This is a genomic window from Cycloclasticus sp. P1 (assembly GCF_000299965.1).
GTDB classification, from domain to species: Bacteria; Pseudomonadota; Gammaproteobacteria; order Methylococcales; family Cycloclasticaceae; genus Cycloclasticus; species Cycloclasticus pugetii.
Window position 1 is genome coordinate 25,771 of the sequence record NC_018697.1, and the last position, 21,286, is coordinate 47,056.

Consider the following 21,286-nt stretch of genomic DNA (forward strand, 5'->3'; position numbering starts at 1 on the left):
AATTGGTGCGGCTAGTGTAAATGATGCACCAATGTTGGGATTTTAAGCCGTGAAAAAGGTAAATATCCGTAAAATACAACAAGTTATGTTTTGGCATATTATGTGCAGAAAATGTCGAGCTAACTTAAATTTAGAAGCAATCATTTTAAAAACTTTAGGAGTAATCATGTCAGCACAAGATGTATTAGATTTGATCAAAGAAAAAGAAGTCGCTTTTGTTGATTTCCGTTTCGTTGATACTATTGGTAAAGAACAACACGTAACAGTTCCATCACATACGGTAGATGCTGATGTGTTTGAGGACGGCAAAATGTTTGATGGATCTTCCATTCTAGGTTGGAAGGGTATTAATGAGTCAGACATGATTTTGATGCCAGATCCATCAACAGCTGTTTTAGACCCATTTTTTGATGACGTAACGCTGATTATCCGTTGTGATGTTGTTGAGCCTAGCGATATGTCTGGCTATGAAAGAGACCCTCGCTCAATTGCTAAAAGAGCAGAAGAGTATCTTCAGTCAACAGGTATTGGTGACGCGGCTTATTTTGGTCCAGAAAATGAGTTTTTTGTATTTGATGATATTCGTTGGAAAACAGACATGTCGGGGTCTTTTTATAAAATAGACTCTGAAGAAGCGGGCTGGAATTCAGAAAAAGATTATGAAAGTGGCAACATGGGTCACCGTCCTGGTACAAAAGGCGGTTATTTCCCAGTCCCTCCTGTTGATTCTCTTCATGACATGCGTGCGGCTATGTGTTTAACGCTTGAAGAAATGGGTCAAGAGACTGAAGTTCATCACCATGAAGTAGCAACAGCGGGCCAGTGTGAAATTGGCACAGTGTTCAATACATTGGTGAAGAAAGCAGATGAGGTCTTAGAGCTTAAATATGTAGTTCAAAACGTTGCTCACGCCTATGGCAAAACAGCTACTTTTATGCCGAAGCCAATCGTTGGTGATAACGGTAATGGTATGCATGTTCACCAATCAATTTTTAAAGACGGCAAAGCATTATTTTCTGGTGATTTATATGGCGGTTTATCTGAAATAGCCTTGTTTTATATTGGCGGTATTATTAAACATGCTAAGGCAATTAACGCCTTCGCAAATGCTTCAACAAACAGCTACAAACGTTTAGTACCGGGTTTTGAAGCACCTGTTATGTTGGCTTATTCTGCACGTAACCGTTCAGCATCTATTCGAATTCCTTTTGTAGCAAACCCTAAAGGTCGTCGAATTGAAGTGCGTTTTGCTGATTCAACGGCAAACCCATACTTATGTTTCTCAGCCATGTTAATGGCGGGTCTTGATGGTATTAAGAATAAGATCCACCCTGGCGAAGCTATGGATAAAGACCTTTATGATTTGCCACCAGAAGAAGAAGCTGCAATTCCACAAGTAGCGACTTCATTTGATGAAGCACTAGTTGCATTGGATAAAGACCGTGCATTCTTAACTGAGGGCGGTGTGTTTACTGATGATATGATTGATGGCTACATTAAATTAAAAATGGAAGAAGTGACTCGCCTAAGGATGAGCACTCACCCGATTGAGTTTGATATGTACTACAGCTTGTAAAATTGCATTAATGTAATGAAAAACCCCGCTATTGCGGGGTTTTTTTTGCACAAATTTTAAGAAATATGGTCTTATGGTTGCATAGCACAGTCATAAAGGAGCAGGGTATGAAGCGAAGTATTATTTTAATCACAATTTTTTTAGCGGGTTTTGTGCAAGCCGATGTTTATAAATATATCAATAAACAAGGGAAAACAGCCTACTCCGACACACCTGTTAAAGGTGCAGAGAAAGTGATTGTGCCGCCGATTATGACTTATGAGGCACCTAATATTCCTACAAAAAAAATAGTGACTTCAGAAGAGCGCAAAGAGTTAACTGAAGCCAATATTCCTTATGATCATATTAGTATTATTTCACCCATTGAGCAGGGAACGGTTAGGAGTAATCAAGGTATTGTGAATGTTACATATGATTTGCAGCCGGCTTTGCAAGAAGAAGATACGGTTGAATTATTACTTGATGGGGTGGTTCAAGAAGGCTTCAATCTTGAGGGGGTGGAGCGTGGTGCGCATGTTGTTCAGGTGCAAGTAATAGATAAGAATGGTGAGGTAAAAATAACTAGCCCCAGTGTGACTTTTTATTTACAAAGAAGCACAGCATCATAAAGATATAAAGCGTTTAACAATGGGACGTTAAAATAAAAATGCACTGTACTGGTGCATAAAATTTCTGTTAACGAGTATGATGAGACCTATGTTTATTAAAGAGGGCGCCTCATACTACTTGGCGCATTAATTGCTAGGTATCTAGAATGAAAAAACACACCTTTATGCCAAATTCTGTCATGGAACAACTGTCTGTCGGTATATTGCTGTTTAACGAAAAAAATGCGTTAGTTTATATAAACAATGCAGCTGAAGAATTACTTGATATCAGTGAACGTAAAGCAATTGGCGCGAAGGCAGAAAACCTGTTTGAAACCGCACGCTTTGATATCAATAAGGTGTTTCAGCGTAGCCGGCAACTAGGGTCAAAAGTGACTGAGCACTTGGTTCCCATCGGCCACCCCGTTGGAACAAAAAGAAGCGTAAGTTTATCAGCAACACCATTATCAAATAATAGTAATGACGATGAAGAAGAGCTGCTCGTTGAAATCGTTGATTTTAATTACTATTTACAGATCGATCATGATGAAAAATTATTAGCGCAAAATGAACTAGCGACCAATATGTTACGAGGGCTTGCGCATGAAATTAAAAACCCATTAGGTGGCATTAGGGGGGCTGCTCAGTTGCTATCAAAAGAGTTAAATGGTGATTTTTCTGACTATATACACGTTATTATCGAAGAGGCGGATCGCTTAAGAACGCTAGTTGATCGAATGTTGGGTTCATCAGAGTTACCGAATCATCAATACATTAATATACATGTGATTTTGGAACGTGTAAGGCAATTAGTGGAAGCCGAGGTTAATGAAAAAGTCATCATAAGAGCAGATTATGATCCTAGTCTTCCAGATATCAAGGCAGATAAAGATCAGCTTATTCAAGCATTACTAAATGTAGTTAGGAATGCAACGCAAGCAGTTCAAGATGGTGGTGAAATTATCCTTAGAACGCGAATACATCGAAATTTTACGATAGGTGATGAGACTAGAAAGTTAGCGGTAAAAATTGATGTAATTGATGACGGGCCTGGCATCGAGAAAGAGATGCAAACAAAAATTTTCTACCCAATGGTGACTGGGCGAACTGACGGAACGGGGTTGGGCTTATCAATAGCTCAGACAAATGTGCAGCGCCATAGTGGCATTATAGAAGTAGCCAGTGAACCGGGCCACACGGTTTTTTCAACAATATTACCGCTAGAAAAAGCAGGATAACTAGGGAGTGTAATACCTAATGGGTTGTCGAGTAAAACGTAAGCATCAGATAAATGGATAGTATTAATTATGGGTGAAAAGATAAAAGCATGGGTGGTCGATGATGATCGTTCTATTCGATGGGTGTTGGAAACAGCATTAAAAAGAGAGGGGCACCAAGTCACATGTTTTGAAAGTGCAGAGGGTATCCTAAACCTTATGCGTAAAGATAAGCCGGATGTGTTGCTAACTGATATTCGTATGCCCGGCAAAAGTGGCATTGAACTCCTTGCAGAACTACAGAAACATTATCCAGATTTACCTGCGATTGTGATGACGGCTCATTCAGATATGGACAGTGCGGTGTCTGCCTATGATGGTGGTGCTTTTGAATATTTGCCTAAACCTTTTGATGTTGATGAGGTTGTTAATCAAGTTGAACGAGCCTACGAGCACCTTAAAAAGAAAACAAGTGCTGTTGAGCAACCTGATACTCAAGATGAGGCCAGTGAGTCGGGCATTATTGGTAGTGCTCCAGCTATGCAGGTTGTTTTTAGGGCGATTGGGCGCTTGTCAAAGTCTAATATTACGGTGATGGTAAATGGAGAATCAGGCACCGGTAAGGAATTAGTTGCCAAGGCCCTTCATCAACATAGTTTAAGAAGAGATAAACCGTTTATAGCGTTAAATATGGCGGCGATTCCTAAAGATTTATTAGAGTCTGAGCTATTTGGGCATGAGAAAGGGGCATTTACTGGCGCAACGAGTCGTCGAAAAGGGCGTTTTGAGCAAGCCGATGGTGGGACGCTGTTTTTAGATGAAATTGGTGATATGCCAGCAGATATGCAAACACGTTTATTGCGGGTACTGTCAGATGGAGAGTTCTTTTCTGTCGGTGGTCATCAACCAATAAAGGTGGATGTGCGTATTATTGCGGCAACACATCAGGGGCTAGAAAAACTTGTTGAAGAAAAACTTTTTAGAGAAGATTTATTCCATCGTTTAAATGTGGTGCGTATCAAAATTCCTCCGGTTAGAGAACGTCGCGAAGATATTCCATTACTTCTAAAACATTTTTTAGCCAAGGCTGCCAGTGAGCTGGAAGATGATGTGAAGTTGTTGGATGACGAATCCATGCAGTATCTGTCAGGCTTGCCTTGGTTGGGTAATGTTAGGCAAATTGAAAATACCTGTCATTTATTAACGGCAATGTGCCCGAGTAACATCATTCAGTTAGATGACCTACCTGATGAGTTGAAAAATATCACCTCGACAGACACAGTGATGGTTGAGGGTGACTGGTTAGACGCTGCAAAAGCCGATATTCTTAAAAGATTATTAGCAGGGGAAGCAGATGTGGCGAAAAGGGTGGTGGCTTCGATAGAAAAGGTACTAATTATGCAGGCATTGGATGTTACCAAGGGGCGCCGGCAAGAAGCGGCAAAATTACTAGGCCTTGGGCGAAATACTTTAACTCGGAAAATTAAAGGTTTTAGTGCTTAACAGTCGAGGCTACCGATTAATTCAGAAAAATGGTTAAGTTGGTGTGTATCGAGATAATCGACTATCCCATCATTAACTTTTTTACTCAGTAAGGGGTCATAGAATAGCCCTGTACCAAGACCAACTGCGCTAGCTCCAGCAATAATAAACTCAAGGGCATCATTAGCGGTAGTGATACCGCCTTGGCCAATAATAGGAATATTATGTGCTTTGCAGACTTGATAGACTTGATGAACTTTCAATAAAGCAATGGGTTTAATTGCCGGGCCAGAAAGCCCGCCTTGTACATTACCAATAATGGGGGTTCTTGTGTTGGTGTCGATAGCCATGCCCATTAAGGTGTTGATGACTGAAAAGGCATCGCTACCGGCGTCAATACAACGTTGTGCATTGTCAGCAATATTTGTTTGATTGGGGGATAGTTTAGTAATTAGTGGTTTGTTGGTAACGGATCGACAGGCTTCTACCACGCGTGCAGACATGTCAGGATCGTTGCCAAATGTCACACCACCTTCTTTTACATTCGGGCAAGAAATATTAATTTCTATGGCATCAATAGCAGATTGATCAAAAAGCCGTGTTACCTCAGTGTATTCTTCGATGGTGGAGCCAGAAACATTCGCAATAAAACGAGTTTCTTGGAAATTTAGCGAAGGAAGTATCTCATCAACAACCTTATTGGCACCGGGGTTTTGCAGGCCAATCGCGTTTAACATGCCCGATGGGGTTTCGTAAACGCGGTGTGTTGGGTTTCCAGGGCGGGCGCTCAACGTGGTGCCTTTAAGACAAACAGCGCCAATATCTCGATGAGAAAAACCCTCTACGCGGGTGTATTCTTGACCAAATCCAACACAGCCAGAAAGTAAGACAACGGGTGTTTGGAATCGCATTCCACAAAAGTAAGAGGCTAATTTAGGGTGTAACATTTGCTGACTGATAGTGAGATAATATGCTCAATTATACCAGTTAACCTAAGGTTAATATCATCATGATCCATGTCGTTTTATTTGAACCAGAAATTCCTCCTAATACGGGTAATGTAATGCGCCTTTGCGCTAATGCTGGGGTGCGTTTAAGTTTGATTCACCCGCTCGGTTTCGAAATTAACGATAAACAGTTAAGGCGAGCAGGGATGGATTACCGAGACGTGGCGGATGTGAAGGAATATCAAAATTTTGATGAATTTTTAGACGGCGAAAAACCAAACAGGGTGTTTGCTTTTTCTAGGTTTGCAAAAAGTAATTATTCGCAGGTCAGCTATCAAGCTGGCGATGCCTTGGTTTTTGGTCCTGAAACGAGAGGCTTGCCAAAGGCATTTATTGAAGCCTTGCCAGAGCAGCAGCGACTTTTAATTCCAATGAAGGAGGGTAATAGAAGTCTTAATTTATCAAACTCAGTTGCTGTAGCGGTGTATGAGGCATGGCGACAACATGATTTCGAATGGTAAAAACTAGTCTAGCTGAGGTTCGGCCAATTGAGCGCGGCTGAGCAAATATCTAACGGCTACGTCAGGGGCTAATCCTTCATACAAAATTCGGTATGTTTGAATGCAGATGGGCATATCGAGTGACCACTTTTCACAAATAGCATGCACTTCACGAGCAGCATGGATGCCTTCTACTTCTTGGCCAATCGTTTGTTTTGCGTCATCAATTTTTTTGCCCTGTCCAAGCTGTAAACCAAGACGTCGGTTACGTGATTTATTATCGGTACAAGTCAACACTAAATCACCGACACCGGCTAAGCCAAGAAAAGAACTTTCCGAGCAATTATAGACATGGCCGAGTTGTACCATTTCAGTTAAGCCTAGAGTGATTAATGCGGCTCGAGCATTGGCTCCGTAACCTAAACCATCAGAAATACCGGCAGCAATGGCTAAGATATTTTTCATGGCGCCACCTATTTCTGCGCTAGCAAGGTGCTTAGTTGGGAAGGTCAGGAAGTTAGCGTTTCGTATTATATCTGCAACCTCAGTGGCAACCTCGATATCTGTAGAAGCTACTACAACGGCTGTGGGCAGATTATCTGCAACTTCAAGTGCAAAACTAGGCCCAGAGATTAGGGCTAACTTTGTATCCTTGCCTAGGGTTTCTATGACGATTTCATGTGCTAATAGCCCTGTGCCGGTTTCAAAGCCTTTTGTTATCCAGCTCACGATAGTATCTTTTTTAAGCTGAGGCTTACATTTAAGTAGCGTTTGTCTAAATGCATGACTGGGAACAGCAAGCATTAAAAAATCGTGTTCTTCGACGGTTTCTTCCAGCTGATCTGTAACGCTTAAGGTGCTGGGGAAGTCGGTGCCAGGAAGAAATTCAACGTTACTATTATCAATCTTGAGTTGCTTAATATGGCTCGGGTTATGTCCCCATAATGTAATGTGGTGACCTGCTCTGGCCATCATCACAGCCATGGCGGTACCCCACGAGCCAGCACCAAGAACAGCTATTTTTTTAGGGCTCATCTGCGTATTAGTTAATTGGCTTTGGAGATATCGTTTTGTTGGCTATGCTGAGCGTATAAAGCATCAAAGTTAACAGGGTTTAGTAACATTGGAGGGAAGCCGCCTTTGGTGACAACCTCAGAAACCACTTCACGTAAATAGGGAAATAAAACACTTGGGCAAAAGCTACCTAAGAGTGGGCCTAACTCAGGCTCTGAGAAACCTTTAACACCGAAAATTCCTACCTGGGTCGCTTCAACTAAGTAGGCCACGCTGTCATTATTTTTTACGGTGACGGTAACAGTGATTGAGACTTCAAAAAGGTCTTGAGGTGCTTTTTTGGCATTACTGTTTAAGTTTATATCAACATTGGGTTCCCACTTTTCTGTAAAAACAGTGGGTGTGTTAGGCGATTCAAAAGATAGGTCTTTTACATATAGTTTTTGAATTGCAAATTGTTTGTCAGATGAAGCGGTTTGTTCGGTAGAGGCCATATGGATTCCAGATGAAAAGGGTTATTTTTTAACGAGTGGCATGCTGGCGGCTTCCCAAGCTTGGATCCCACCGCTTAAAGCATGCACATTAGTTCTGCCAAGCTTGCTGAGTGTTTTGCAAGCTTCGTCAGAACGTGTTCCTGACTTACAGTAAAGTATTAGCGGGCGTTCCTCGTATTTATTTAACGCATCAGCGTTATCTTTTATCTCAGAGATCGGCATCAATACGGCGCCTGAAATGTGACCACTTTTAAACTCGTCTTTAGTACGTGTATCAATAACGACAGCGTCTTCACGGTTAATCAGGTTGATCGCTTCAGATGGGGAAATGAGTTTATATTTGCGGGTAATGTCGCTAAAAAAAGACTGTAACAATAAAATAATAACAAACAGCAAGGCAATAAAAAGCAGGCTGTGATTGCTGATAAATTCCAAATAAATATCCATCTTAGGGTGAGCCTTAAAGTATTAGATTAATTAGCAGTAGATTTTTTTTAATAAATGTACGACATCTATAGAGGCCTTTTCAGCCACGCTATAGAGGACTTGAGTGGCATTTTTACGGTATTGTAAAACGCCATTATTTCGCATAATTGCAAGATGTTGTGAGACGTTGCTTTGGGTAGAGCCAACACTGTCTAATAGTTGTTGTACAGTTTTTTCGTCATGCCCTAGCTGACAAATGATTTTTAGCCTAATAGGGTGAGAGAGCACTTTAAGAAGATCAGCGGCTTTGTTTATTTCCTCATCACTTTCGATGAGTTTGTCCATAGCTAGGTTGCTCATAGGGCTTGTCTTTGCATATAGTTAAAGTATTAAAAGGGCATATATCGTAAAATGGATGACATATATTAACCCATTATAACAAGCAAACTGTGGAGATAGCATTTTGAAGCAACATTTAATTAAACGCCCTATTGTGTTAATGATTTTAGATGGCTTTGGTTACGCTGAGGCAGGAGAATCTAACGCCATTAATGCGGCGAACACGCCAACCTGGGACAGACTATGGGCAACCAAGCCTAAAGCTTTATTAGATTGTTCAGGCTCGGTAGTGGGGTTACCAGATAGGCAAATGGGTAATTCAGAGGTTGGGCATTTGCACTTGGGTGCAGGACGCTTATTGCCGCAAACGTTTACGCAATTAAATGATGATGTTCATTCGGGTGAATTTAAAAACAATCCAGTACTTTGTGATGTAGTAAAGGATGTGATTGAAGATGATAAGGCGCTACATGTTGTAGGCTTATTATCGCCTGGTGGTGTACATAGCCATGAAGATCACCTTAAAGCAATGATAGAAATGGCTGCTGAGAAAGGTGTTAAAAAGCTTTATTTGCATGCCATCTTAGATGGCAGGGACACACCGCCGAAAAGTGCTAAGGCGTCATTAGAAAAAATGGAGCTTTTATATAAACAGTTAGGTGTTGGCAAAACGGTGTCTTTAGTAGGTCGTTTTTATGCGATGGATAGAGATAATCGTTGGGATAGAGTCCAACTGGCGTATGACCTATTGAGCCAAGGGAAAGCAGAATATTCTGCTGAAGATGCAATTAGTGGATTAATGGCATCTTACGGACGCGAGCAAACAGATGAGTTCGTCTTGCCAACCAGCATACACCCTACCAGTAGCCAGGCTATTAAAATAGAAGATGGCGACAGCGTTGTTTTTATGAATTTTAGATCAGATAGAACACGTGAATTTACCAGGGCATTTACAGAAACTGGCTTCAATGAGTTTGAGCGAGCTGAGGTGCCGTTATTGAATAAATTTGTGTGTTTAACACAGTACCATGAGGATTTTGATTTGCCCGTTGCCTACCCTCCTATAGAGGTAAATAACGGCTTTGGAGAGGTGCTTGCCAGTAAAGGTCTAAAGCAGTTGCGTATTGCTGAAACTGAAAAGTATGCACATGTTACGTTCTTTTTTAATGGTGGTGATGACGCACCAAATGAGGGTGAGGATCGAGTTTTAATTCCATCGCCAAATGTTAAAACATATGATTTACAACCAGAGATGAGTGCGCCAGAACTCACAGATAAATTGGTTGAGGCTGTTTTATCAGAAAAATATGATGCCATTATTACCAATTATGCAAACTGCGATATGGTTGGCCATACAGGTAATTTTGATGCAGCGGTGAAAGCTGTTGAAACGATTGATGCCTGCATTGCAAGGTTGTTGGAAGCACTTGAAAAAGTAGGCGGTGAGGTTTTTATCACGGCGGATCATGGTAATGCCGAACAAATGACGGATCCAGATTCTGGTCAGACGCACACAGCGCATACCACCAACCCAGTGCCCTTTGTTTATGTTGGCCGTTCTGCACAGCTTGATAGCAGCGGTGATTTAGCAGATGTCGCGCCTACGATGTTGGCCGCTATGGGGCTTAGTCCATCAGCCGAGATGAGTGGGCATAGTTTGCTTCATTTAACCAGTTAAAGTAGTACCTCTAGCCAATAAGAATGTTAAAGCAACGACTTATTTTAACGACGCTTATATTAGTTTCTTTACTGGGTTCAGGGTCCTTATTTGCATCGCCTGAGAGTGAGAAAAAGAAACAACTGGCTTTGTTGCGCGAGCGGATGCAATTGGTGGAAAAAAACATCGCTTTAACGCAGCAATCAAAAACTAAAGAGGAAAAGGCGCTTAAACAACTGGATAAACGCTTGGCTGAGTCTTCAAAAAGGCTTCGTTTGCTGAATGAAAAGCTTGATGAAACAGACAAAAAAATTAAGCAATTGCGAGCCCAGCAAGCTAGGCTAAAAGAACAGACTAAGGTGCAAAAACAGTTATTGGCAGAGCAATTAAAGTCGGCGTATTTAATGGGTAAGCAACAGCGTGTGAAGATGTTACTTAATCAACAGCACCCAGATCGGATGAGTCGAGTAATACAGTACTATGACTATTTCAACCAAGCGAGATTGGACAATGTAACGGCACTGGACGCGGGTATTAAACAATTACTCGATGTTGAAGTGGCGCTAGATGATCAGTTGAGTGAGTTAGCCACCTTTATTGACGCAAAAAAAATGGAGAACGAGCAGTTAATGGCGGCTAAGAGTCAACGTAAAAAGGTGTTGGCTCAGTTAGGTAAAGAGATGAAATCAGCGGCCGATGAATTGGCTGAATTAAAAGAAAATGAAAAACGCTTAACAACGCTATTAGCTAGTATTCGCCAAGTCATTATTGATACGCCTGTGTTGGCCCAGCAAAATAAACCTTTTAAGAGCTTAAAAGGTCGATTGCCTTGGCCTATAAAAGGCTCGATACGTAAGCGATTTGGTAGTGCAAGACAATCTGGTCGCTATGACGGGGTTGTTATTGCTGCAAGCGAAGGCACCGCCATTAAGGCTATCTCGCATGGTAGAGTAGTGTATGCGGATTGGTTAAGAGGCTATGGTTTGTTGATTATCGTCGATCATGGTTCAAACTATATGAGTTTATATGCCTTCAATGAAGGGTTGTACAAAGAAGTGGGTGACTGGGTTGAAGCGGGTGAAATGATAGCAACGGTTGGAGTGAGTGGCGGACAACAAAAAGCCGGTCTATACTTCAGCATTAGAAAAAATGGAAAGCCGGTGAATCCTATTCAATGGTGTCGAGCGGTTAAAAAAGGTCGCGTTGGGTAATTTTGTAAGTTAATGGAGTTGATATGAATTTTTTACGTAAAACATTGCCAGTGTTAATGGTAGGTGCTGCACTGGGTATTATGTTGAGCATTGGCGGGACCGTGTTGGCTGAGAAAGAACGGGTTAACAGTTCGTTACCATTAGAGGATTTAAAGGCATTTTCAGAAGTATTTGGCCAAATTAAAGCGTCTTATGTTGAAGAGGTGAGTGATCACGACCTATTAGAGAATGCGATAAAAGGGATGTTAACGGGCTTGGACCCTCACTCAACCTATTTGGATAAAAAAGCCTTTAAAGATTTGCGTGAAGGTACACGTGGGGAATTTGGTGGTTTAGGCATCGAAGTAGGTATGGAAGATGGTTTCGTAAAAGTTATTACGCCAATTGATGATACGCCTGCTTTTAAAGCAGGGATAGAAGCCGGTGATTTGGTGATTCGTTTAGATGAAAAACCAGTAAAAGGCATGACTTTGTCAGATGCAGTAAAAATAATGCGCGGCAAACCAGGGACCGATATTCTGTTAACGATTATAAGAGAAGGTGAGCCGAAGCCACTTAAAATTAAGATCACCCGTGCAGTTATTAAAGTGGTTAGTGTGAAAAATCGTCTTTTAGAACCCGGCTATGGCTATGTAAGAATTGCCAGCTTCCAAACAAGGACTGGAGAAAACCTAAATGACGCGATTTCTGAGTTAAAAAAAGAATCTGAAGGTAATGAGCTAAAAGGTCTGGTATTGGATTTACGTAATAACCCTGGTGGTTTATTAAATGCGGCTGTGTCAGTGAGTGATGCTTTCTTAAGCGATGGTTTAATTGTTTACACAGAAGGCCGTATTGAGCATTCTAAAATGAGCTTTAAAGCAGGCCCCAATGATGTTTTAAAAGGTGCTCCAATTGTTGTGTTGATTAATGGTGGTTCTGCGTCGGCCTCAGAAATTGTTGCTGGTGCGTTACAAGACCATAAGCGTGCAGTGATTATGGGGCAGCAAAGTTTTGGTAAAGGTTCGGTGCAAACGATTTTAGAAAACAATAAAGGCGGAGCGATTAAATTAACCACAGCGCGTTACTTCACGCCATCAGGTCGCTCAATTCAAGCTGAAGGGATCACGCCTGACATCACTTTATCGGCAGTAAAGTTAGAACAATTAGAAGATGATTTTGTTGCAATTAAAGAAAAAGATTTAACAAAGCATTTAGTGAACCCCGAAGGCGAAGAAGAAAAGGAAGAAAAAATAGTAGAGCAAGTGAGTACAGATTACCCCTTGCACGAAGCGCTTAATTTGCTTAAAGGCATCAATATTTTAAGAAAGTAAGCGATAGGCACGAGCGACCGGTGGAAAAGTTAATTATGGCTCGGACTTTTTTATTGATCGCTTGTTTTTTTTTGATAGGGCCCAGCCACGCCGAGGAAGTAAAACCAGAGGCGGTTATCAGTATTATTATTGATGATATTGGTTATCGTTTAGAAGAAGGCAGGCAGCTGATTAATCTATCGGCCAACTTAACGTATGCGGTTTTACCCAATGCACCAAAAGCCAGACAGTTGGCCAATCTTGCGCATCAGCATGGGCACGAAGTTATGCTGCATATGCCAATGCAGTCAACCCTTGGAGAAGCTGCCGAAGAGGGTGCCTTAGCCATTGATATGAAAGAAAAAGAGGTGGAGCAGGCCCTGTTGCAGGCGTTTAATAAAGTACCTCACGCAATCGGTATGAATAATCACCAAGGGAGTTTGCTAACACGGCATCCTGGCCATATGGAATGGGTGATGAAAACAATGCGGCAGGGAAATTATTTTTTTGTTGATAGTCGTACTGCTGGGCAGTCTATTGCCGCGCAAATTGCCGTTGAACAAGGTGTGCCCGTCCTTAGTCGTGATGTTTTTCTCGACCACACTATTGATGAAGAAAAGATTAAACAACAGTTTGATATATTGATTAAACAAGCTTTAGAAAACGGTTATGCCGTGGGCATTGGTCACCCATATCCAGAAACATTAAGTGTATTGCAAGAAATGTTACCCACATTAGCCTTACGGGGGGTGAAGCTTGAGCCTATTTCATATCAGCTTCGGAAAAGATCGGCACAAATGGTAGTGGGTAAGATCATTAACTAAATTGCACGCTGTTTCAGCAATGAACACAAAAAGTCCCTGCTGGTTTTATCAGCAGGGACTTTTTAACAAAGCATTGTGTTAATCAATGCTTATTTCGTAAATACTAATCGTGTTACTAATCTCATTAGTAACAATTAGCCAACCATGAGACTCAGTTTTTTTAATAAAAATTAACCCTTCTGGTCCAATGTCACCTTGCTTCTCAATGTTGATATAACCGGCAGGCTTTGGTTTGCGCGGATTAGAGATGTCATATATAAAAATACCATTAGCTCTTTCTAAGCCAATAAAGGCATAAATTTTACCGCGTAGCTCACCGGTAGTAATAGATTCAGGTTCAGGCCCCTTGTCGTCACTACGTCCTTCTTCCCATGGTTCATTATCAACGTTGTTATCAGCATAGGTGGCTAAGAAGCGTTCAAAGTCAGACCCAGAGTCATAGATTCGAGACCCTTTTTCATCCCAGATAGAAAAAGAGCGTGCGCCATAAGAGTAAATCTTTTCATGTGCCCCATCATTGTTTATATCGCCATTGGCAGTGGTGGTTTTTAATCGCCCCAGGTTCTCTATTTGTTGAAGCTCTCTAGCATTTTCGAATGCGTCAGGGTTTAATATTAGGTCTTCAACGCGCACTTCTTCGCTGTAACCGTCATAGTCTCTAGCATCGCCCTCATTGGCAGATAAAATGAAAGTTGAACCTTTATACTCGAAACTTGCAATAGCATCGGGTTGATACATGCCGTATGTTGGCCATGTTTGAATGTTTATTGCATTATCTTTGTTGCTGGCATCAAAGGCATTTTTATTTTGTTGATGTTTTTTGTAACCTAAGCCATAAATATCGGTGATAGTCGCTGACGCAATGTCTAGTTTTGCTAAAGCATTGTTTTCTTGCAGGCTAATCCAAGCCGTACTGGAGTCGGCTGAAACAGTAATATATTCAGGTTCTAGGTCTTGGGCAATTGACGCATCTGGGCCAAAAATACGCACGTTTTTTAATTTAGTACTGTTAAACGTATTAAAATCAGCCGTTGCAGGCATCCAAGTGTTTGTATTGATAACAGTTACCGTACCTTCAGGGTCATTTTTATACTCATCGTCAGGCTCTCCTTCGTTAGCAACAATTAAAAATTGACCGTTCGGGGTAAATGTCAGCATGTCGGGTAATGCGCCAGCTTTTATGATCCGCTGTAAATTTCCTTCAAGGTCATAGATAAGAACGTTGCCATCATCTTGTTTATTGACAGCCTCTACGGCTACAGCAACCCAATTCCCGTAGGTAGTAACACTGTTTGGGCCGCCACCAATCAAAGTCAGAGTGCTGTGCTCGGAGAGCCAGCCGTTACTATCTACATTAAGAATTTTGAGTTCATTCTCTTCGGCATTGGTGGTGTAAATCCTATTCGACACAGGACTAAAAGCTGAAATCTCGGTGCAACTTTCTTCGCCGCCACATTCCTCGGTATATTGACCTTTTTTAACGATATTAATATCAGCAAAAGAAAGTGTAGAGAATGATATGCCAAGCGTTAAGCTGACGCCGAGAGTGAGCTTTATTAGTGAATCCATTGGATGTCCTTATGCATTGAAACGGGACATCAAATGTACCAACAGGTTATGACGCTTGTGTGACGGTTAGGGGGTGTTTTAGTTACAGCCTGGCAAGGGAGCTAAGAAGCGAGCTAGTGGTGTAATATGTTTTTTTGCGTATCTTGTCGTTATTTTGATAAAAATAACGATAAGGGCAAGGCTGCTAGTTGGTAGCAGCCTGATAGAAAACGCTAAACTCATTTAATTTTTCTAAGGCAAGCGAACCAGCTTCTTTAGTTGAGAATTCAAGTGTATCGAATCCTACACGTGTTAAATAAAGAGCCTGATCGGGGAGGACATCACCAACGGCTCTGATTTCTTTGGTGTAATGGTGCTTTTCACGTAATATTTTCGCTAGTGAGTAACCACGACCGTCAACAAATGTTGGAAAGTGTATAGCGATAAGCTCAAAGTATTGTAAGTCATCTGCAAATTGTTCTGCACTTTCATCGCCTTGAACCCATAAGCCAAGATGTCCTTTGCTAGCGATTAAGGAATCTTTATTGGCATTCCAATAGGCAAGATCGATGATGTTATAGTCTGCTTGTAGAGCTTGCTCTTCGTCTAGCTTGGTCCAACGGTCTTGAACGATTTCGTTGTTTTTAATGAGCGTCATACACTTTATCCTTAAACGGTTGTAATCCGATGCGTTGCAGTGTGCTTGCAAAGTTTTCATCATCTATTCTGTTGGCTTTATAGACCTGAACAATGTCGTCAATAGCATCTACTACACCATCTTTGGCAATGGCTTTTCCAAGCCTGTCCCCTAATTTACTTTGATGGCTATCGGAACCACCTAGAGTTAATTGATACCATTGCTCGCCTTTTTTATCGACACCCAAAATACCAATTTCACCGATGCTATGGTGGCCACAGCCATTCATGCAACCAGACATTTTGAGGCTGATATTGCCAGCGTCAATGGCGCTGTCAGTAAAACGGTCAGTAATACCTTGTGCGATATCAATAGAGCTGGCATTTGCTAAGCTACAAAAATCGAGACCGGGGCAGCAAATCATATCGGTAATCGTGCCAATATTTGCTGTTGCAAGGTCATGCTCGGCTAATTGCTGCCAAAGGGCATATAAATCACTGGATTTTACATCGGTTAATGCAAGGTTTTGGTCGTGAGTGGTTCTGATCTGGCCAAAACTATATTGGTCAGCCAAATCGGCGATGAGTTCCATTTGCTGTTTGGTTACATCGCCCGGCGGACGCTTTGGTGATTTAAGCGAAACAAAGGCAATACGGTAACCGGATTGTTTGTGCGCTTTAGTATTTTGTTGAAACCACTGACGAAAAGCACCGCTATTAGCCAAGTGTTGCTCTAAAGCCTCATCGTTAGCTGTTTCGTAATTTAGTGGTGTGAAGTAACGTTTTACACGTTGAATGTTATCGTCGGTTAGCGTTAATTGACTGTCTCGGATGGAAGCCCATTCTGCTTCGACCTGTTCTTTAAAAGTATCTAAGCCTGTTTCGCGAACGAGTATTTTAATACGGGCTTTGTATTTATTATCTCTGCGGCCAAAGCGGTTATAAACGCGAAGAATCGCTTCAAGGTAGGACAAGAGGTCTTTTTCAGCAATAAAGTTGTTAATTGTTTGACCAATAACGGGGGTGCGCCCAAGTCCTCCACCAACTAAAACTTCAAAACCGATGTTGCCATCAGCATTTTTTTTAAGATGTAGACCAATATCGTGTACTTGCGTAGCGGCACGATCTTTTGGTGAACCGCTTACGGCAATTTTAAATTTGCGTGGCAGGTATGAAAACTCTGGGTGTAAAGTTGACCATTGACGAATTATTTCGCAATAGGGTCTTGGGTCTTCAATTTCATCTGCACAAACGCCGGCTAGTGGGTCTGCAGTCGTGTTTCGGATGCAATTGCCACTACTTTGAATAGAGTGCATTTGCACGCTTGCTAAGTCAGCAAGAATATCGGGCACCCGTTTTAGCTCTGGCCAATTAAACTGAATGTTTTGGCGAGTCGTAAAGTGTCCGTAGTCTTTGTCATACTTATGAGAAACGTGGGCAAGCATGCGAAGCTGTTTACTTGATAATAAGCCGTACGGTATATTGATGCGCAACATTGGCGCATGTGTTTGAATGTATAAACCATTCATAAGGCGTAAGGGGCGAAATTGTTCTTCCGTTAGATCGCCATTTAAGAACCGCTTTGTTTGATCGCGAAATTGTTCAACGCGTTCGTTGACAAGAGTTTGATCAAATTCGTTATACAGGTACATGTTATTATCGTCGCTTAAGGCGCAGTAAATTCATACTAGGCCGGTGAATATAAAGGGTTTTTGATATAATTAAAAATAATATTAACTGATATTATTATAACTTAAAAGAATAAATTGTCTAATATTAAAACAAATTCAGTGGGTATTGTTGAGCCACAAACCCTTCATTTTGACGAGCCGTTATCGTTGGAGAGTGGTAGGCTCATTGAGCAATACGATATTGTTTATGAAACCTATGGCAGGTTAAATTCGGCAGCAGATAATGCGGTTCTAATTTGCCATGCCTTATCGGCAGATCATCATGCCGCTGGGTATCATCATGAAGGCGACTCAAAGCCAGGCTGGTGGGATATATGCATAGGGCCGGGAAAAGCAATTGATACGAACCGGTTTTTTGTGGTCTCGCCCTGTAATTTGGGCCACTGCAGTGGTTCAACAGGGCCGCGAAGTATTGACCCGAAAACCTCGCAAGCTTACGGTCAAGACTTTCCAATAGTGACCGTTGTTGATTGGGTTAACTATCAAAAAAGACTGGCAGATAAGCTCGGTATCAGTCAATGGGCCGCTGTAGCGGGCGGCAGTTTAGGAGGTATGCAGGCGTTGCAATGGGCGATTCAATTTCCAGATATGATACGCCATGCCATCGTCATTGCGTCTGCCCCTAAATTATCAGCACAAAATATCGCCTTCAATGCGGTCGCGAGACAGGCTATTATGAGTGACGCTGATTTTCACGGCGGTCGTTATTATGATCATAATACGGTGCCGGCTAATGGTTTAAAGGTCGCAAGAATGTTGGGGCATATAACCTATTTATCTGATGATGCAATGGGTGATAAATTTGGTCGAGAACTAAAAAACGATCAACTTAAATATGATTACGGTGTTGAGTTTCAAGTAGAAAGCTATTTGCGATATCAAGGAGAATCTTTTGCTAACCGTTTCGATGCGAACACTTATTTATTAATGACCAAGGCGTTAGATTATTTTGACCCTGCTGAAAAAGAGGGGGGCGATTTATCTGCTGTATTTGAGAAAGTTCAAGCAAAATTCTTTTTAGCCTCGTTTACTACAGATTGGCGTTTTTCACCTGCTCGTTCCAAAGAGATTGTCAGTGCATTAACCGAGGCGGGTCGAGATGTTAGCTACTTAGAGTTTGAGTCGAATTATGGGCATGATGCATTTTTAGTGCACAATGACGACTATCTCGATGCATTTGGTGCCTATATGCGAAATATTGAGGTGTCGCCGTGAGTGAACTTAGACCCGAACTAGAAAAAATTTGCGATTGGGTAGAGCCGGGCTCTAGGGTGCTAGATTTAGGTTGTGGTGATGGTGCGTTACTCGATTGGTTGCAAAGAAATCGGCAGGTGACGGGCTATGGGGTAGAGATAGACCAACAGAATGTCTTGAGTTGTTTAAAAAAGAACGTCAATATTATTCAGACAGACTTGGATGCAGGTTTAACTGATTTTGCTGATGGATCATTTGATTACGTGATTATGACCCAAGCATTACAAGCGCTGCATCGACCAGATAAAACACTGGAGGAAATGCTGCGGGTAGGACGAAAAAGTATAGTGACGTTCCCAAACTTTGGTTTATGGCGCTGTCGCCTTTACCTTTCGCTGAAAGGGCGGATGCCCGTTTCTAAGGCTTTACCGGCTGAATGGTACGATACAAAAAACATACATTTATGTACAGTGAGTGATTTTGAACAGTTTTGTCATCAACGTTCAATGGTGATTTCTAAAAAAGGGATCATGGATTATGATCATCGACCAAGTACATTAATGAAGCTATGGCCTAATTTATTTGGCGAAGTGGCACTCTATCAACTTGATGGAAAAAAAGATGCGATTTAAAAAATACTTTTTATTACTTTTATTGTTATGCCCAACATTGAGTACAGCAGAAAATGCTTACGATTTTGGTGATTATATTGTGTATTACAACGCGTTTACTGCTGATACCTTGCCGCCACAAATGGCTACGGCTTATGGCATTTTGCGGAGCCGTTATAAAGGGGTGTTAAACCTGTCGGTTCAAAAGAAGCCCCACCCGGGCCAGTTGCCTCAAACAGTTAATGCAGACGTTAAAGTAATGGCCGTTAATCGTGCGGGTCAGTTAAAGACTCTTGAATCAAGAAGAGTAGCGGAAGGAAAGGCTATTTATTATTTGAGTGAGTTTAGAGTGTCGAACAAAGAAGTGGTGACATTTAATATCAGCCTAAAACCAAAAGGTGTAATAAAACCGCTGGAATTGAGTTTTAAACAACAGTTTTATGTTGATTAGCCAGCTATTCATCAAGGTGCCGTAGTTTTTTACGTCCCTTTAAACGTTTAGTTTAATGTGTTTATTAATCCAACTGATCAGCACAAGGACAGGGACCCCCATTAACGCGGTGATTAGGAAAAATTGTTCATAGCCAAATAATTCAACCATCGAACCAGAGTAGCCACCTAATATTTTGGGTAGCAAGGTCATCAAAGAACTAAAAATGGCGTACTGTACGGCGGTGAATGAAACATTGGTGAGGCTCGATAAAAAAGCAATGAAGGCAGCGCTAGCAAGACCAGCAGACAAATTATCAGCAGAAATCACAAGGTAAAGCATAGGCATATTGTGACCTATTTGTGCTAACAGCATAAAGAGCAAGTTAGTCAGTGCAGACAGTAAGGCGCCGATAAACAAGATTCGTATCACGCCGAAACGTAAAACAAGTAAGCCGCCAATAAAACCGCCCAGAAGAGTCATCAGTAGTCCGAATGTTTTTACCACGCTCGCGATCTCGGGCTTACTGAAGCCAAGGTCTTGATAAAAGATGTTTGAAATGACGCCTAGAACAATATCAGATATTCGATACAAGCCAACCAAAGCCAGTAGCAGCCAAGCGACTGAATAACCATAACGTGAGAAAAAGTCTTTAACGGGTTCTATGTAAGTTTTGGTGACCAGTGTATAAGAAATAAGCCCACTTGATATCAGCAGGCGGGTGACAAGGCTTGCACCTGCCAGTGCCAGTCCAAGGCGGAAGAATTCGACTAAAACACTGGCCAGGGGTCTGTTTGAGAAAAGCGAGGTGAGCTCTGCCTTGAGTTGGTTTGCCGTATCGGCGCTAAAAAAATAAACAGCAATAAAACCCGTAACAGCCAAGGTGAAAAGCGTTAATAGCTGGACATGCTCACGGGTGTCGTGGAAAAAATTGGAGTGAATTTTTTGACGGGGCTCAGATATCAAAAGTGTTGTGATAACGCCAATTAACATGATGCTGGCCATACATAGGTAGGTCCACTGCCATGCACTATAGCTGTAGCTGTCTATACTGGACCCTAAGTGGTTGGCTAGCAATAACGCGCCAGCACCAGAAACAATCATGCCAATCCGATAGCCGGCAATGTAGCTAGATGACATCAGCGCCTGTAGGCTGCTCTCGGCTGATTCAATGCGATAAGCATCAATAACAATATCTTGCGTCGCTGAAGAGAAACCGAGCAAAATAGCGGCAAAAGCCATGAGAACTAGGTCATCTTGGTGCGGATCTATGAACGCCATCAAGCAAATCGAGATGATAATCATTAGCTGTGAAAATAAAATCCAGCTTCGTCGATAGCCGAGCCAAGTGGTTAAAAAAGGCAGTGGTAATTTATCAACCAAGGGTGCCCAAACAAACTTAAAAGAATAGCCCAAAGCAGCCCAACTAAAATAAGTAACAGTAGCACGCTCAATGCCAGCTTCGCGCAGCCATAAGCCTAATGAAGAAAAAATTAATAGGAGTGGAATGCCTGCAGACAGGCCCAAAAATAGCATCGCTATGACGGGTGGTTGGCAGAAGGCACGAATAGAGCCTAGCCAACTTCCTTGGGCGATAGAGATCGGCATAA

General features: G+C 41.8%; 21 protein-coding genes. 12 read left to right on the forward strand and 9 right to left on the reverse strand.

All coding sequences use genetic code 11. The annotated features are described in order from the left end of the window. The first annotated feature begins 166 nt into the window (after positions 1-166). The 4 genes from glnA (at position 167) to ntrC (ending at position 4,883) form a co-directional block, all read left to right on the forward strand. The gene (gene glnA, locus Q91_RS00130; RefSeq protein WP_015004839.1) at positions 167-1,576 is read left to right on the forward strand and encodes a glutamate--ammonia ligase; all 1,410 of its coding nucleotides are present in this window, start codon (positions 167-169) and stop codon (positions 1,574-1,576) included. A gap of 107 nt (positions 1,577-1,683) precedes the next feature. After that, on the forward strand, positions 1,684-2,184 hold the full coding sequence (locus Q91_RS00135) for a DUF4124 domain-containing protein (protein ID WP_015004840.1): 501 nt from the start codon (positions 1,684-1,686) through the stop codon (positions 2,182-2,184). Positions 2,185-2,330: 146 nt separating this feature from the next. After that, positions 2,331-3,401: a nitrogen regulation protein NR(II) gene (gene glnL / locus Q91_RS00140; protein ID WP_015004841.1), complete on the forward strand. Its 1,071-nt coding sequence runs from the start codon at positions 2,331-2,333 to the stop codon at positions 3,399-3,401. Between the two features lie 69 nt (positions 3,402-3,470). Beyond that, a complete protein-coding gene (gene ntrC, locus Q91_RS00145; protein ID WP_015004842.1) occupies positions 3,471-4,883 on the forward strand; it encodes a nitrogen regulation protein NR(I) in 1,413 nt (470 codons plus the stop codon). On the opposite strand, the gene Q91_RS00150 is transcribed toward ntrC, so the two are convergent. Then, positions 4,880-5,809, reverse strand: a complete 930-nt coding sequence (locus Q91_RS00150; RefSeq protein WP_015004843.1) for a dihydroorotate dehydrogenase — start codon at positions 5,807-5,809, stop codon at positions 4,880-4,882. The genes ntrC and Q91_RS00150 overlap by 4 nt on opposite strands. Positions 5,810-5,871: 62 nt before the next feature. Between Q91_RS00150 and Q91_RS00155 the strand changes: the two genes are divergently transcribed. Further along, positions 5,872-6,330, forward strand: a complete 459-nt coding sequence (locus tag Q91_RS00155) for a tRNA (cytidine(34)-2'-O)-methyltransferase (RefSeq protein WP_015004844.1) — start codon at positions 5,872-5,874, stop codon at positions 6,328-6,330. Between the two features lie 3 nt (positions 6,331-6,333). Here Q91_RS00155 and Q91_RS00160 read toward each other — a convergent pair whose 3' ends face one another. Genes Q91_RS00160 through Q91_RS00175 form a run of 4 tightly spaced genes read right to left on the reverse strand, consistent with a single transcriptional unit; the run spans position 6,334 to position 8,603 of the window. Further along, positions 6,334-7,344, reverse strand: coding sequence for an NAD(P)H-dependent glycerol-3-phosphate dehydrogenase (locus Q91_RS00160; protein ID WP_015004845.1), 1,011 nt, complete (start codon positions 7,342-7,344; stop codon positions 6,334-6,336). An 11-nt stretch (positions 7,345-7,355) separates the two neighbouring features. Continuing rightward, complete coding sequence (gene secB, locus Q91_RS00165; protein WP_015004846.1) at positions 7,356-7,817, reverse strand: protein-export chaperone SecB; 462 nt, start codon at positions 7,815-7,817, stop codon at positions 7,356-7,358. A gap of 21 nt (positions 7,818-7,838) precedes the next feature. After that, a complete protein-coding gene (locus tag Q91_RS00170) occupies positions 7,839-8,264 on the reverse strand; it encodes a rhodanese-like domain-containing protein (RefSeq protein ID WP_015004847.1) in 426 nt (141 codons plus the stop codon). A 30-nt stretch (positions 8,265-8,294) separates the two neighbouring features. Beyond that, positions 8,295-8,603 (reverse strand): helix-turn-helix transcriptional regulator, encoded by a 309-nt coding sequence (locus tag Q91_RS00175; protein WP_016390261.1) that lies wholly within the window; start codon positions 8,601-8,603, stop codon positions 8,295-8,297. Positions 8,604-8,721: 118 nt separating this feature from the next. Here Q91_RS00175 and gpmI point away from each other — a divergent pair, with 118 nt between their 5' ends. Genes gpmI through Q91_RS00195 form a run of 4 tightly spaced genes read left to right on the forward strand, consistent with a single transcriptional unit; the run spans position 8,722 to position 13,566 of the window. After that, complete coding sequence (gene gpmI / locus Q91_RS00180; protein ID WP_238538379.1) at positions 8,722-10,260, forward strand: 2,3-bisphosphoglycerate-independent phosphoglycerate mutase; 1,539 nt, start codon at positions 8,722-8,724, stop codon at positions 10,258-10,260. A 23-nt stretch (positions 10,261-10,283) separates the two neighbouring features. Beyond that, positions 10,284-11,450, forward strand: coding sequence for a murein hydrolase activator EnvC (locus tag Q91_RS00185; protein WP_015004850.1), 1,167 nt, complete (start codon positions 10,284-10,286; stop codon positions 11,448-11,450). Positions 11,451-11,473: 23 nt separating this feature from the next. Beyond that, positions 11,474-12,763 carry a S41 family peptidase gene (locus Q91_RS00190; protein WP_015004851.1) on the forward strand — a complete coding sequence of 430 codons (1,290 nt, stop codon included), beginning with the start codon at positions 11,474-11,476 and terminating at the stop codon, positions 12,761-12,763. Positions 12,764-12,798: 35 nt separating this feature from the next. Continuing rightward, entirely contained in the window at positions 12,799-13,566 is a 768-nt protein-coding gene (locus Q91_RS00195) for a divergent polysaccharide deacetylase family protein (RefSeq protein ID WP_041230462.1), read from the forward strand. Positions 13,567-13,644: 78 nt separating this feature from the next. On the opposite strand, the gene Q91_RS00200 is transcribed toward Q91_RS00195, so the two are convergent. From Q91_RS00200 to Q91_RS00210, 3 genes are all read right to left on the reverse strand, one after another. Beyond that, a complete protein-coding gene (locus Q91_RS00200; RefSeq protein WP_015004853.1) occupies positions 13,645-15,135 on the reverse strand; it encodes a choice-of-anchor I family protein in 1,491 nt (496 codons plus the stop codon). A gap of 184 nt (positions 15,136-15,319) precedes the next feature. Then, complete coding sequence (locus Q91_RS00205; RefSeq protein ID WP_015004854.1) at positions 15,320-15,772, reverse strand: DUF934 domain-containing protein; 453 nt, start codon at positions 15,770-15,772, stop codon at positions 15,320-15,322. Then, a complete protein-coding gene (locus Q91_RS00210) occupies positions 15,759-17,402 on the reverse strand; it encodes a nitrite/sulfite reductase (RefSeq protein ID WP_015004855.1) in 1,644 nt (547 codons plus the stop codon). Before Q91_RS00210 ends, Q91_RS00205 begins: the two co-directional genes overlap by 14 nt. A gap of 114 nt (positions 17,403-17,516) precedes the next feature. On the opposite strand from Q91_RS00210, the gene Q91_RS00215 reads away from it, so the two are divergent. From Q91_RS00215 to Q91_RS00225, 3 genes are read left to right on the forward strand one after another with little or no spacing between them, the layout of a single operon-like run. Beyond that, positions 17,517-18,656, forward strand: a complete 1,140-nt coding sequence (locus tag Q91_RS00215) for a homoserine O-acetyltransferase (protein WP_015004856.1) — start codon at positions 17,517-17,519, stop codon at positions 18,654-18,656. Further along, entirely contained in the window at positions 18,653-19,267 is a 615-nt protein-coding gene (metW, locus tag Q91_RS00220; RefSeq protein ID WP_015004857.1) for a methionine biosynthesis protein MetW, read from the forward strand. Before Q91_RS00215 ends, metW begins: the two co-directional genes overlap by 4 nt. Further along, on the forward strand, positions 19,257-19,697 hold the full coding sequence (locus Q91_RS00225) for a DUF4426 domain-containing protein (protein ID WP_015004858.1): 441 nt from the start codon (positions 19,257-19,259) through the stop codon (positions 19,695-19,697). The genes metW and Q91_RS00225 overlap by 11 nt, the downstream gene beginning before the upstream one ends. 39 nt (positions 19,698-19,736) lie before the next feature. Here Q91_RS00225 and Q91_RS00230 read toward each other — a convergent pair whose 3' ends face one another. After that, positions 19,737-21,284: an MFS transporter gene (locus Q91_RS00230; RefSeq protein ID WP_015004859.1), complete on the reverse strand. Its 1,548-nt coding sequence runs from the start codon at positions 21,282-21,284 to the stop codon at positions 19,737-19,739. Positions 21,285-21,286: the final 2 nt, after the last annotated feature.

Excerpts from the sequence above, each read along its gene's own strand:
- Q91_RS00230 (WP_015004859.1), bottom strand. The coding sequence starts at position 21,284 with ATGCCGATCTCTATCGCCCAAGGAAGTTGGCTAGGCTCTATTCGTGCC.
- Q91_RS00150 (WP_015004843.1), bottom strand. The coding sequence starts at position 5,809 with ATGTTACACCCTAAATTAGCCTCTTACTTTTGTGGAATGCGATTCCAA.
- Q91_RS00185 (WP_015004850.1), top strand. The coding sequence starts at position 10,284 with ATGTTAAAGCAACGACTTATTTTAACGACGCTTATATTAGTTTCTTTA.
- Q91_RS00205 (WP_015004854.1), bottom strand. The coding sequence starts at position 15,772 with ATGACGCTCATTAAAAACAACGAAATCGTTCAAGACCGTTGGACCAAG.
- ntrC (WP_015004842.1), top strand. The coding sequence starts at position 3,471 with ATGGGTGAAAAGATAAAAGCATGGGTGGTCGATGATGATCGTTCTATT.
- Q91_RS00160 (WP_015004845.1), bottom strand. The coding sequence starts at position 7,344 with ATGAGCCCTAAAAAAATAGCTGTTCTTGGTGCTGGCTCGTGGGGTACC.
- Q91_RS00190 (WP_015004851.1), top strand. The coding sequence starts at position 11,474 with ATGAATTTTTTACGTAAAACATTGCCAGTGTTAATGGTAGGTGCTGCA.
- Q91_RS00135 (WP_015004840.1), top strand. The coding sequence starts at position 1,684 with ATGAAGCGAAGTATTATTTTAATCACAATTTTTTTAGCGGGTTTTGTG.
- Q91_RS00155 (WP_015004844.1), top strand. The coding sequence starts at position 5,872 with ATGATCCATGTCGTTTTATTTGAACCAGAAATTCCTCCTAATACGGGT.
- Q91_RS00175 (WP_016390261.1), bottom strand. The coding sequence starts at position 8,603 with ATGAGCAACCTAGCTATGGACAAACTCATCGAAAGTGATGAGGAAATA.
- secB (WP_015004846.1), bottom strand. The coding sequence starts at position 7,817 with ATGGCCTCTACCGAACAAACCGCTTCATCTGACAAACAATTTGCAATT.
- Q91_RS00170 (WP_015004847.1), bottom strand. The coding sequence starts at position 8,264 with ATGGATATTTATTTGGAATTTATCAGCAATCACAGCCTGCTTTTTATT.
- glnA (WP_015004839.1), top strand. The coding sequence starts at position 167 with ATGTCAGCACAAGATGTATTAGATTTGATCAAAGAAAAAGAAGTCGCT.
- Q91_RS00195 (WP_041230462.1), top strand. The coding sequence starts at position 12,799 with ATGGCTCGGACTTTTTTATTGATCGCTTGTTTTTTTTTGATAGGGCCC.
- glnL (WP_015004841.1), top strand. The coding sequence starts at position 2,331 with ATGAAAAAACACACCTTTATGCCAAATTCTGTCATGGAACAACTGTCT.
- Q91_RS00210 (WP_015004855.1), bottom strand. The coding sequence starts at position 17,402 with ATGTACCTGTATAACGAATTTGATCAAACTCTTGTCAACGAACGCGTT.
- Q91_RS00225 (WP_015004858.1), top strand. The coding sequence starts at position 19,257 with ATGCGATTTAAAAAATACTTTTTATTACTTTTATTGTTATGCCCAACA.
- Q91_RS00200 (WP_015004853.1), bottom strand. The coding sequence starts at position 15,135 with ATGGATTCACTAATAAAGCTCACTCTCGGCGTCAGCTTAACGCTTGGC.